Source organism: Kitasatospora sp. NBC_01560 (assembly GCF_045208415.1).
GTDB lineage: Bacteria > Actinomycetota > Actinomycetes > Streptomycetales > Streptomycetaceae > Kitasatospora.
In genome coordinates this window covers 1,988,665-2,001,403 of record NZ_CP109364.1, presented here as the reverse complement: position 1 = coordinate 2,001,403, position 12,739 = coordinate 1,988,665, and the positions used below count along the sequence as shown (strand labels likewise).

General features: G+C 66.3%; 6 protein-coding genes and 3 rRNA genes. 7 read left to right on the top strand and 2 right to left on the bottom strand.

The annotated features are described in order from the left end of the window. Window positions 1-146: 146 nt before the first annotated feature. From OH807_RS08225 to OH807_RS08215, 3 genes are all read left to right on the top strand, one after another. The gene (locus OH807_RS08225; RefSeq protein WP_406195760.1) at window positions 147-1,157 is read left to right on the top strand and encodes an NUDIX hydrolase; all 1,011 of its coding nucleotides are present in this window, start codon (window positions 147-149) and stop codon (window positions 1,155-1,157) included. Between the two features lie 39 nt (window positions 1,158-1,196). Further along, on the top strand, window positions 1,197-1,745 hold the full coding sequence (locus OH807_RS08220; protein WP_406195757.1) for an NUDIX domain-containing protein: 549 nt from the start codon (window positions 1,197-1,199) through the stop codon (window positions 1,743-1,745). A 153-nt stretch (window positions 1,746-1,898) separates the two neighbouring features. Then, window positions 1,899-3,917 (top strand): acetoacetate--CoA ligase, encoded by a 2,019-nt coding sequence (locus OH807_RS08215; protein WP_406195755.1) that lies wholly within the window; start codon window positions 1,899-1,901, stop codon window positions 3,915-3,917. Between the two features lie 64 nt (window positions 3,918-3,981). Here OH807_RS08215 and ptsP read toward each other — a convergent pair whose 3' ends face one another. Both ptsP and OH807_RS08205 read right to left on the bottom strand, forming a co-directional pair. Further along, the gene (gene ptsP / locus OH807_RS08210) at window positions 3,982-5,652 is read right to left on the bottom strand and encodes a phosphoenolpyruvate--protein phosphotransferase (protein WP_406195752.1); all 1,671 of its coding nucleotides are present in this window, start codon (window positions 5,650-5,652) and stop codon (window positions 3,982-3,984) included. Between the two features lie 101 nt (window positions 5,653-5,753). After that, window positions 5,754-6,203 (bottom strand): PTS glucose transporter subunit IIA, encoded by a 450-nt coding sequence (locus tag OH807_RS08205; RefSeq protein WP_406195750.1) that lies wholly within the window; start codon window positions 6,201-6,203, stop codon window positions 5,754-5,756. Window positions 6,204-6,878: 675 nt separating this feature from the next. On the opposite strand from OH807_RS08205, the gene OH807_RS08200 reads away from it, so the two are divergent. From OH807_RS08200 to OH807_RS08185, 4 genes are all read left to right on the top strand, one after another. Continuing rightward, a 16S ribosomal RNA gene (locus OH807_RS08200) occupies window positions 6,879-8,402 on the top strand. 284 nt (window positions 8,403-8,686) lie between these two features. Continuing rightward, window positions 8,687-11,809, top strand: a 23S ribosomal RNA gene (locus OH807_RS08195). Between the two features lie 85 nt (window positions 11,810-11,894). Further along, a 5S ribosomal RNA gene (gene rrf, locus OH807_RS08190) occupies window positions 11,895-12,011 on the top strand. The 16S, 23S and 5S rRNA genes sit together here, the layout of an rRNA operon. Before the next feature lie 98 nt (window positions 12,012-12,109). Then, complete coding sequence (locus tag OH807_RS08185; RefSeq protein WP_406195747.1) at window positions 12,110-12,730, top strand: CDP-alcohol phosphatidyltransferase family protein; 621 nt, start codon at window positions 12,110-12,112, stop codon at window positions 12,728-12,730. The last annotated feature ends 9 nt before the right edge of the window (window positions 12,731-12,739 follow it).

The following is a 12,739-nucleotide window of genomic DNA, read 5'->3' as shown; positions in this document are numbered from 1 at the left end:
GCCCCCTTCCGGGCCGTGGAACCCCTGCTCACAGCCTAGGGAACCCGGCGCCGGGGCCGGTCGGGAAAATCATTTGCCGCAGAGTCAACGGATCGCTACGTTGTGCTCATCCCGAGAACGACGACCACGCACGGAAGGGGCCGGCCATGACCGCGGAGCAGCCGTCCGCCGACACCGGCACCGACCCGGGCGGCGACACCGGCCCCGGTCCGGAGCCGGCTGCGGGTGCAGCACCCGGCGGTGCGGCACCCGGCATCGACGAGCGCGACTGGCTCGCCGCCTACGATCCACGCGCCTACACCCCCGTGGCCGTCACCGTCGACGTGGTCGCCCTGACGCTGCGCCACGGCAGCCTGCACGTCCTGCTGGTCGAGCGGGCCGCTCCGCCCTACCAGGGCTCGTGGGCGCTGCCCGGAGGCTTCCTGCGGGCCGGCGAGGAGGGCCTGGACGAGGCGGCCGCCCGCGAGCTCGCCGAGGAGACCGGCCTGCACGGCAGCTCCGACGCCGAGGCCGCACTCAGCCGCATCCACCTCGAACAGCTCGGCACCTACGGCACCCCCGACCGGGACCCGCGCATGCACGTGGTCTCGGTCGCCTACCTGGCCTTCGCCCCCGACCTGCCCGACCCCGAGGCCGGCTCGGACGCGGCGACCGCGGCCTGGCACCCCGTCACTGCCCTCGAACTCCGGCCGTCCGGCGGCCGGTCACCGGCAGCCGGTGGGCCCGTCGACACCCACGGGGGTGGCGTCGACGGGCCCACCGGCCCCCACCCCGCCGACCCGCGCCCGGAGGGCGACCACCCGGCCGGCCCGGCGCCGATCACCCTGGCCTTCGACCACGACCGCATCCTGGCCGACGCCCTCGACCGCGCCCGCGCCAAGATCGAGTACAGCCCGCTGGCCACCGCCTTCCTCCAGCACGACTTCACCGTCCCCGAGCTGCGCGCCGTGTACGAGGCCGTCTGGGACGAGAAGCTCCACCCCGGCAACTTCCACCGCAAGGTGCTCTCCGTCCCCGGCTTCGTGGAGAGCACCGGCACCACCACCGAGCGCGGCGGCGCCCGCGGCGGCCCGCGCGCCCGCACCTACCACGCCGGCGACGCCCAGCTGCTCCACCCCGCCCTCCTCCGGCCCACCCGCGAGGACGAGATCCGCTGACCGGCGCCACCGGTCCCACCCGCGCACTACCATCCCGCCATGACCACTCAAGAGGTGAGCAGAACGAGCAACCGGCCGAACTCCCACTGCCACTGGTGCGGCACGCCCTACGCGCCGGGCACCGACGCCTGGCCCCGCACCTGCCCCGGCTGCGCCGAGATCAGCTACCGCAACCCGCTCCCCGTCGTGGTCACCCTCCTCCCGATCGTCCAGGCGAGCACCGCACCCCGCCTCGTCGTCATCCGCCGCACCATCGAGCCCGGCTACGGCGAACTCGCCATGCCCGGCGGCTACATCGACTACGGCGAGAGCTGGCAGCAGGCGTGCGTGCGCGAGCTCCGCGAGGAGACCGGGATCCTGGCCGAGGCCTCCGACATCACCCTCGTCGCCACCGACTCCGACACCCGCGGCGGCTTCCTCTGCCTCTTCGGCCTGCTCCCGGCCCGCCCGCTGGCCGAGCTCCCGCCCTCCGAGCCCACCGACGAGACCGACGGCTGGGAGCTCGCCACCCCCGAGACCCCCCTCGCCTTCCCCTTCCACACCCGCGTCTCCCGGTCCTGGTTCAACGGCGAGTTCGCCCCCCGCTGACCCGTCACCGGCACCGGGCTGACCAGGCGCGCGCCCGCCCGGCAGACCCTGGCGCACCGGCCGCTCACATGGCAGGGTCTGCACCGACAGCCCAACCGGACGGGCCCTGCCACAAGCACCCCCGTCCCATCGACCGGCCGGGAGACCACCACCGTGAGCACCCCACCCCAGGACCAGCCGCTCTGGCGCCCCAGTCCCGAGCGCGCCGCCGCCACCAGCCTCGTCGCGTTCCAGGCCTGGGCGGCCGAGCAGCACGGCGCCCCGGCCGCGCCGCTGGCCCCGACCGCCGACGACGCCGAGGCCGCCCGCCGCTACGCCGACCTGCACGCCTGGTCGGTCGAGGACCTCGACCGCTTCTGGACGGCCGTCACCCAGTGGTTCGACGTGCGCTTCCTGCAGGCCCCGGAGGCCGTGCTCGCCGACCCGGCCATGCCCGGCGCCCGCTGGTTCCCCGGCGCCCGTCTCAACTACGCCGAGCACGCCCTGCGCGCCGCCGCCGACCCGGCCAACCACGACCGCCCGGCCGTCCTCCACCTGGACGAGACCACCGAGCAGCCGGTCACCCTCACCTGGGCCGAGCTCCGCCGCCAGGTCGGCTCCCTCGCGGCCGCCCTGCGCGCCCACGGCATCGGCCCCGGCGACCGCGTCAGCGCCTACCTGCCCAACATCCCGCAGGCCGCTGTCGCCCTCCTCGCCACCGCCGCCGTCGGCGCCGTCTGGACGAGCTGCGCCCCCGACTTCGGCGCCCGCAGCGTCCTCGACCGCCTCCAGCAGATCGAACCCGCCGTCCTCTTCGCCGTCGACGGCTACCACTACGGCGGCAAGGACCACGACCGCACCGAGGTCGTCGCCGAGCTCCGCCGCGAGCTCCCCACCCTGCGCACCGTCGTCCACGTCCCGCTGCTCGGTGCACCCGCCCCCGAGGGCGCCCTGCACTGGGACGACCTGGTCGCCGACGACGTCGAGCCGGTGTACGAGCCCGTTCCGTTCGACCACCCGCTCTGGGTCCTCTACTCCTCCGGCACCACCGGCCTGCCCAAGGCCATCGTCCAGAGCCAGGGCGGCATCCTGGTCGAGCACCTCAAGCAGGCCGGCCTCCACCTGGACCTCGGCCCCGAGGACCGCTTCCTCTGGTACACCTCCACCGGCTGGATGATGTGGAACTTCCTCCTGGCCGGTCTGCTGGTCGGAGCCACGATCGTCACCTACGACGGCAGCCCCGGCCACCCGGACACCGGCGCCCTCTGGTCCGTCGCCGCCCGGACGGGCGCCACCGTCCTCGGCACCTCCGCCGCCTACGTGATCGCCAGCCGCAAGGCCGGCCTCCACCCCGGCCGGGACTACGACCTCTCCGCCGTCCGCTGCCTCGGCACGACCGGGTCCCCGCTCCCGCCCGACGGCTTCCGCTGGATCTACGACGAGGTGAAGGAGGACGTCTGGCTCGCCTCCGTCAGCGGCGGCACCGACGTCTGCTCCTGCTTCGTCGGCGGCGTCCCCACCCTCCCCGTCCACCTCGGCGAGATCCAGGCACCCTGCCTGGGCGCCGCCGTGGAGTCCTGGGACGTCCAGGGCCGCCCGCTCACCGACGGCGTCGGCGAACTCGTCGTCACCAAGCCCATCCCGTCGATGCCCACCGGCTTCTGGAACGACCCCGACGGCACCCGGTACCACGACAGCTACTTCGACGTGTACCCGGGCATCTGGCGCCACGGCGACTGGATCACCGTCACCTCGCGCGGCACCGTCGTCATCCACGGCCGCTCCGACTCCACCCTCAACCGCCAGGGCGTCCGGATGGGCTCCTCCGACATCTACGAGGTGGTCGAGCGCCTCCCCGAGATCGCCGAGTCCCTGGTGATCGGCCTGGAGGAGCCCGACGGCGGCTACTGGATGCCGCTCTTCGTCGTCCTCGCCCCCGGCGCCGACCTGGACGACGACCTCGTCGGCCGCATCCGCACCACGCTGCGCACCGAGCTCTCCCCGCGGCACGTCCCGGACGAGGTCATCGCCGTCCGCGGCCTGCCGCACACGCTGACCGGCAAGCGCATCGAGGTCCCGGTGAAGCGCCTGCTCTCCGGCACCCCGCTGGAGCAGGCCGTCAACCCCGGCTCGGTCGACAACCTCGACCACCTGCGCTTCTTCGAGCAGCTCCGCCGGGAGCACCAAGCCTGACCCCGGACACGGCGAAGGGGCGCCCCACCGTCGGCGGGGCGCCCCTTCGATCTCTCCTGCGGAGTTACTCGCCGGACAGCACCTGCTGCGCGGCGGCCCGCGCGCCCTCGGCGCTGTCGGCCGACCGGGCGGCCTCGGCGGCCCGGCGGCACTGCGCCAGGGTGTACTTGGCCAGCGCCGTCCGCACGTAGGGGATCGACGACGAGCCCATCGACAGGCTGGTGACACCCAGACCGGTCAGCACCACCGCGAGCAGCGGGTCCGCGGCGGCCTCGCCGCAGACGCCGCAGCTCTTGCCGACGGCCTGCGCGGCCTCGGCCGAGAGCGCGACCAGGTCGAGCAGGGCCGGCTGCCACGGGTCCTGCAGTCGGGCCAGCGCACCGACCTGGCGGTCGGCGGCGAAGGTGTACTGAGCCAGGTCGTTGGTCCCCAGCGAGAGGAACTCGACCTCCTGAAGGATCGACCGGGCCCGCAGCGCCGCCGACGGAATCTCCACCATGGCGCCGTACTTGGCGTTCAGCCCGGCCTCACGACACGCGTCCGCGAAGTCCTTGGCGTCCTTGCGGTCGGCCACCATCGGGGCCATCACCTCAAGGTGGACCGGCAGGCCCTCGGCGGCCTTCGCCAGCGCGCGCAGCTGGGTCTGCATGACCTCCGGGTGCTCCAGCAGCGTGCGCAGACCACGGACGCCCAGCGCCGGGTTGGGCTCGTCCGCCGGGGTCAGGAAGTCCAGCGGCTTGTCCGCGCCCGCGTCCAGCGCCCGGACGACGACCCGGCCCTCCGGGAACGCCTCCAGCACCTTGCGGTACGCCTCGACCTGCTTCTCCTCGCCGGGAGCCTTCGCCGAGTCGTCCAGGAACAGGAACTCGGTCCGGAACAGCCCGACGCCCTCCGCCCCGGCCTCCAGCGCGGCCGGCAGGTCGGCCGGGCCGCCCACGTTGGCCAGCAGCGGGACGCGGTGCCCGTCCGAGGTCTGCCCCGGACCGGAGGAGGCGGCGAGGGCGGCCTTGCGCTCGGCGGAGATCCGGCGCAGCTCGTCCTGCTTCTCCTGCGAGGGCTCCACCAGGACGTCGCCGGAGCTGCCGTCCACCGCGACGACGGTGCCCTCGGCGACGCCGGACGCGCCCGGCAGCGCCACCACGGCCGGCACGCCCATGGCCCGGGCCAGGATGGCGCTGTGGCTGGTCGGCCCGCCCTCCTCGGTCACGAAGCCGAGCACCAGGGTCGGGTCCAGCAGCGCGGTGTCGGCGGGCGCCAGGTCCCGGGCGAACAGCACGTACGGCTCGTCGCTGTCGGGAACACCGGGCATCGGCACGCCGAGCAGTCGGGCGACGATGCGGTTCCGCACGTCGTCGAGGTCGGCGACCCGGCCGGCCAGGTACTCCCCGGCCGAGGCGAGCAGCGCGCGGTAGGCGGCGAACGCGTCGTAGACGCCGCGCTCGGCGCTGCTGCCGACAGTGATCCGGCGGGCGACGTCGGCCATCAGCTCCGGGTCCTGCGCCATCAGCGCCTGCGCCTCCAGCACGGCCTGGGCCTCGCCACCGGCCAGGTTGCCGCGAGCGGTCAGGTCCGCGGCCACCGCCTCGACGGCTGCCTGCGCGCGGGCCTGCTCGCGCGGGGCGTCCTCGGTGGGGATCTGGGTGGCCGGCGGCTCCAGCACCGCCGTCCCCATGTGCCGCACCTGGCCGATCGCGACCCCGTGGCTGACACCCACGCCGCGCAGCGTCTTCTCCATTGTCACTGTCTCCGCTGAGAGGAGCGGCCCCGCCGGGTACCGCTGTGTGCCGGGCCGCCCCGTCGAGTGCGCCGGGGCGGGTGTGTCGGGTGAGAGAGGGGTCAGCTCCAGCTGAACAGGGTGTCGCCGACGGCGACCTCCCCGTCCTCGCGGAGCTCGCCGAGGGAGTCGGGCGCCGCCTCCAGGGCGACGATCGGCGAGATCGGCGACTTGCCGGCGGCCTCGACGGCGGCCGGGTCCCACTTGATGACGGCCTGGCCGCGGGTCACCGTGTCCCCCTTGGCGACGAGGAGTTCGAAGCCCTCGCCGTTCAGCTGGACGGTGTCGATGCCGAGGTGGGTCAGCACGCCGTGCCCGTCCGCGTCCACGACGACGAACGCGTGCGGGTGCATGGATACGACGACACCGTCCACCGGGGCGACGGCCTCGGTCGGCCGGCGGACCGGGTCGATCGCGGTGCCGGGGCCGACCATCGCGCCCGAGAAGACCGGATCGGGCACGCCGGCGAGCCCGACGACACGGCCGGTCAGCGGCGACGTCACAGTGGTCATGGTTGAGCCTCCCAAGTGCGCAGTACAGCGAGCGGCCGCGAGCTGCGGCAGGACATCGAGTGAAGCCTAAATCATGTCAACTTCGGACATCTGCTGACATTCCCGGGCGAAGAACCACGCCCTGTCCACTCCACCTCGGCCGACATCTCACCGACCGACAGTGGTCTAGTCCTCTTCACCAACGCGCCGCACTCTACAGGCATCTTGGCGAATCGGGACCATTGCTGTATATGCTCGCGAGAGCAACAAATCATGCCTCCGACCGGGTGACGCCCGGCGCGGCTCGATTCGCGCTCCGTCACGGGAGCCGCTATGGTTGGTCGAGTCGCCGCAAGACGACGGTTAACAGCAGATTTCAGAAGCGAAAAGCACCGGTAAACGGAGCGGAAAGCATCTGGTAAGCTGGAAACACGAAAGAGCGAAGCGCCCGGAGGGCCGGTGTGAAAGCCGCCCGAAGGAAGTGTCCGTTCCTTGAGAACTCAACAGCGTGCCAAAAGTCAACGCCAGATATGTTGACATCCCCGGCCTCGATCATTTGATCGGGGTTGGAGATTCCTTTTGAAGTAAAACACTAGCGAGGACGCAGTGCGCGGGGCCGCCCTATTCCGGTGGTTGCCGTGCCGCTCGACGCGAGTGCAGCTCGACCGCTTTTCATTAAGCACTGTCGAGAAGACATTCACGGAGAGTTTGATCCTGGCTCAGGACGAACGCTGGCGGCGTGCTTAACACATGCAAGTCGAACGGTGAAGCCCTTCGGGGTGGATCAGTGGCGAACGGGTGAGTAACACGTGGGCAATCTGCCCTGCACTCTGGGACAAGCCCTGGAAACGGGGTCTAATACCGGATATGACCACGGTCCGCATGGACTGTGGTGTAAAGCTCCGGCGGTGCAGGATGAGCCCGCGGCCTATCAGCTTGTTGGTGGGGTAATGGCCTACCAAGGCGACGACGGGTAGCCGGCCTGAGAGGGCGACCGGCCACACTGGGACTGAGACACGGCCCAGACTCCTACGGGAGGCAGCAGTGGGGAATATTGCACAATGGGCGAAAGCCTGATGCAGCGACGCCGCGTGAGGGATGACGGCCTTCGGGTTGTAAACCTCTTTCAGCAGGGAAGAAGCGCAAGTGACGGTACCTGCAGAAGAAGCACCGGCTAACTACGTGCCAGCAGCCGCGGTAATACGTAGGGTGCGAGCGTTGTCCGGAATTATTGGGCGTAAAGAGCTCGTAGGCGGCCTGTCGCGTCGGATGTGAAAGCCCGGGGCTTAACCCCGGGTCTGCATTCGATACGGGCAGGCTAGAGTGTGGTAGGGGAGATCGGAATTCCTGGTGTAGCGGTGAAATGCGCAGATATCAGGAGGAACACCGGTGGCGAAGGCGGATCTCTGGGCCATTACTGACGCTGAGGAGCGAAAGCGTGGGGAGCGAACAGGATTAGATACCCTGGTAGTCCACGCCGTAAACGTTGGGAACTAGGTGTTGGCGACATTCCACGTCGTCGGTGCCGCAGCTAACGCATTAAGTTCCCCGCCTGGGGAGTACGGCCGCAAGGCTAAAACTCAAAGGAATTGACGGGGGCCCGCACAAGCAGCGGAGCATGTGGCTTAATTCGACGCAACGCGAAGAACCTTACCAAGGCTTGACATATGCCGGAAACGGCCAGAGATGGTCGCCCCCTTGTGGTCGGTATACAGGTGGTGCATGGTTGTCGTCAGCTCGTGTCGTGAGATGTTGGGTTAAGTCCCGCAACGAGCGCAACCCTTGTTCTGTGTTGCCAGCATGCCTTTCGGGGTGATGGGGACTCACAGGAGACTGCCGGGGTCAACTCGGAGGAAGGTGGGGACGACGTCAAATCATCATGCCCCTTATGTCTTGGGCTGCACACGTGCTACAATGGTCGGTACAAAGGGCTGCGATGCCGCGAGGCGGAGCGAATCCCAAAAAGCCGGCCTCAGTTCGGATTGGGGTCTGCAACTCGACCCCATGAAGTTGGAGTTGCTAGTAATCGCAGATCAGCATGCTGCGGTGAATACGTTCCCGGGCCTTGTACACACCGCCCGTCACGTCACGAAAGTCGGTAACACCCGAAGCCGGTGGCCTAACCCGTAAGGGGAGGAGCCGTCGAAGGTGGGACCAGCGATTGGGACGAAGTCGTAACAAGGTAGCCGTACCGGAAGGTGCGGCTGGATCACCTCCTTTCTAAGGAGCACATGGCCGCTTGCAGGCGAATGTTCTGCACGGTCGCTCATGGGTGGAACGTTGACTATTCGGCACAGGAAGAGATCGGTTCACAAGTACTGCCTTCGGGCGTGGAACGTGGGTTCGGGATTGACTGTGTCGGGCACGTTGTTGGGTCCTGAGGGAACGGCCGTATGGTCGTTGCTTCAGAGATGCCGGTCTCACTTGAGGCAGCCCGTTTCGGGTTGTTGATGGTGGGTGACTGGTCGTTGTTTGAGAACTGCACAGTGGACGCGAGCATCTGTGGCCAAGTTTTTAAGGGCGCACGGTGGATGCCTTGGCACCAGGAACCGATGAAGGACGTGGGAGGCCACGATAGTCCCCGGGGAGCCGTCAACCAGGCTTTGATCCGGGGGTTTCCGAATGGGGAAACCCGGCAGTCGTCATGGGCTGTCACCCATACCTGAACACATAGGGTATGTGGAGGGAACGCGGGGAAGTGAAACATCTCAGTACCCGCAGGAAGAGAAAACAACCGTGATTCCGGGAGTAGTGGCGAGCGAAACCGGATGAGGCTAAACCATCAGCGTGTGAGACCCGGCAGGGGTTGCGCTGGTGGGGTCGTGGGATTTTTCTTGATCGGTCTGCCGGCCGGTCGACGAGTCAGAAACCGTATGGGTAGTCGAAGGACATGCGAAAGGTCCGGCGTAGAGGGTAAGACCCCCGTAGACGAAATCTGTACGGCTCGTTTGAGAAACTCCCAAGTAGCACGGGGCCCGAGAAATCCCGTGTGAATCTGGCGGGACCACCCGCTAAGCCTAAATATTCCCTGGTGACCGATAGCGGATAGTACCGTGAGGGAATGGTGAAAAGTACCGCGGGAGCGGAGTGAAATAGTACCTGAAACCGTGTGCCTACAAGCCGTGGGAGCGTCGGACATGCAGCTTGCTGTGTGTCTCGTGACTGCGTGCCTTTTGAAGAATGAGCCTGCGAGTTTGCGGTGTGTAGCGAGGTTAACCCGTGTGGGGTAGCCGTAGCGAAAGCGAGTCCGAATAGGGCGTTTCAGTTGCATGCCCAAGACCCGAAGCGGAGTGATCTAGCCATGGGCAGGTTGAAGCGGAGGTAAGACTTCGTGGAGGACCGAACCCACCAGGGTTGAAAACCTGGGGGATGACCTGTGGTTAGGGGTGAAAGGCCAATCAAACTCCGTGATAGCTGGTTCTCCCCGAAATGCATTTAGGTGCAGCGTCACGTGTTTCTTGCCGGAGGTAGAGCACTGGATAGGCGATGGGCCTCACCGGGTTACTGACCTTAGCCAAACTCCGAATGCCGGTAAGTGAGAGCGTGGCAGTGAGACTGTGGGGGATAAGCTCCATGGTCGAGAGGGAAACAGCCCAGAACACCGACTAAGGTCCCTAAGCGTGTGCTAAGTGGGAAAGGATGTGGAGTCGCAGAGACAACCAGGAGGTTGGCTTAGAAGCAGCCACCCTTGAAAGAGTGCGTAATAGCTCACTGGTCAAGTGATTCCGCGCCGACAATGTAGCGGGGCTCAAGCACATCACCGAAGTCGTGTCATTGCAGCATATAGGGCCAACGCCTGCTGTGATGGGTAGGGGAGCGTCGTGTGCCGGGTGAAGCGGCGGTGGAAACCAGTCGTGGACGGTACACGAGTGAGAATGCAGGCATGAGTAGCGATACAAGAGTGAGAAACTCTTGCGCCGATTGACCAAGGGTTCCTGGGTCAAGCTGATCTGCCCAGGGTAAGTCGGGACCTAAGGCGAGGCCGACAGGCGTAGTCGATGGACAACGGGTTGATATTCCCGTACCCGCTTTGAAGCGCCAACGCTGAACCAGGTGATGCTAAGGCCGTGAAGCCGGCCCGGAGTCTTCGGACAAAGGGACGTGGTGGAGCCGCCGGACCAAGTCTGTATTAGGTGAGCGATGGGGTGACGCAGGAAGGTAGTCCAGCCCGGGCGGTGGTTGTCCCGGGGTAAGGGTGTAGGCCGAGTGATAGGCAAATCCGTCACTCATTAAGGCTGAGACCTGATGCCGAGCCGATTGTGGTGAAGTGGATGATCCTATGCTGTCGAGAAAAGCCTCTAGCGAGTTTCATGGCGGCCCGTACCCCAAACCGACTCAGGTGGTCAGGTAGAGAATACCGAGGCGTTCGGGTGAACTATGGTTAAGGAACTCGGCAAAATGCCCCCGTAACTTCGGGAGAAGGGGGGCCATTCCTGGTGGAGAGTCTTGCACTCCGAGCTGGGGGTGGCCGCAGAGACCAGCGAGAAGCGACTGTTTACTAAAAACACAGGTCCGTGCGAAGCCGTAAGGCGATGTATACGGACTGACGCCTGCCCGGTGCTGGAACGTTAAGGGGACCGGTTAGCTCTGATTCGTCGGGGCGAAGCTGAGAACTTAAGCGCCAGTAAACGGCGGTGGTAACTATAACCATCCTAAGGTAGCGAAATTCCTTGTCGGGTAAGTTCCGACCTGCACGAATGGCGTAACGACTTCTCGACTGTCTCAACCATAGGCCCGGTGAAATTGCATTACGAGTAAAGATGCTCGTTTCGCGCAGCAGGACGGAAAGACCCCGGGACCTTTACTATAGCTTGATATTGGTGTTCGGTTCGGCTTGTGTAGGATAGGTGGGAGACTTTGAAGCAGCAACGCCAGTTGTTGTGGAGTCGTCGTTGAAATACCACTCTGGTCGTGCTGGATGTCTAACCTGGGTCCGTGATCCGGATCAGGGACAGTGTCTGGTGGGTAGTTTAACTGGGGCGGTTGCCTCCTAAAGAGTAACGGAGGCGCCCAAAGGTTCCCTCAGCCTGGTTGGCAATCAGGTGTTGAGTGTAAGTGCACAAGGGAGCTTGACTGTGAGACTGACGGGTCGAGCAGGGACGAAAGTCGGGACTAGTGATCCGGCGGTGGCTTGTGGAAGCGCCGTCGCTCAACGGATAAAAGGTACCCCGGGGATAACAGGCTGATCTTCCCCAAGAGTCCATATCGACGGGATGGTTTGGCACCTCGATGTCGGCTCGTCGCATCCTGGGGCTGGAGTAGGTCCCAAGGGTTGGGCTGTTCGCCCATTAAAGCGGTACGCGAGCTGGGTTTAGAACGTCGTGAGACAGTTCGGTCCCTATCCGCTGTGCGCGTAGGAGTGTTGAGAAGGGCTGTCCCTAGTACGAGAGGACCGGGACGGACGAACCTCTGGTGTGCCAGTTGTCCTGCCAAGGGCATGGCTGGTTGGCTACGTTCGGGAGGGATAACCGCTGAAAGCATCTAAGCGGGAAGCCTGCTTCGAGATGAGCGCTCCCACCTCCTTGAGAGGGTAAGGCTCCCAGTAGACGACTGGGTTGATAGGCCGGATATGGAAGCCCTGTAAGGGGTGGAGTTGACCGGTACTAATAGGCCGAGGGCTTGTCCTCAGTTGCTCGCGTCCACTGTGTTGTTCTGAAACAACGACCCCCATGCCAGGTCACGGTATGGGTGCGGTGATAAGTTTCATAGTGTTTCGGTGGTCATAGCGTGAGGGAAACGCCCGGTTACATTCCGAACCCGGAAGCTAAGCCTCACAGCGCCGATGGTACTGCAGGGGGGACCCTGTGGGAGAGTAGGACGCCGCCGAACAATTCTTCTGGAGAAGCCCCCGCCCGGGAACCGGTCGGGGGCTTCTCTGTTGTAGGGTCAGCATGCAAAGTCGTCACACGGTAACAGGAGGCCCCCGGGTGGAGGTCCAGGAGACGCGGGTCCAGACCGATCGCGTCCTCACCATCCCCAACCTGCTGAGCATGGGCCGGCTGGTCGGCGTTCCGCTCTTCCTCTGGCTGATTCTCTGGCCGGTGTTCGACGGGCCGAACAATGACGGCTGGGCGCTGCTGATCCTGATGCTGAGCGGCATCAGTGACTACCTGGACGGAAAGCTTGCCCGCAGGTGGGGGCAGATCAGCCGGGTCGGCCAGTTGCTGGACCCGTTGGCGGACCGGCTCTACGTGCTGTCCACCCTGGTCGGCCTGACCTGGCGTGAGATCCTGCCGTGGTGGCTGACGGCGATCCTGTTGGCCCGTGAGCTGTTTATCGCGACCCTGCTGCCCATTCTCAACCGGCACGGCTACGGGCCGTTGCAGGTGAGTTTCCTGGGGAAGGCCGCGACTTTCAATCTGATGTACGCGTTTCCGCTTCTGCTGCTCGGTACCGGCGACAGCTGGATCGCGCGGCCGGCCGAGGCGGTGAGCTGGGCCTTCATCTGGTGGGGGACCACGCTGTACTGGTGGGCCGCCATTCTTTACGCGGTGCAGGCACGGCAGATCGTCCGCGGGGCCGCAGGCTCCTCGGCGTCCACAGTCTGAGACGTGATC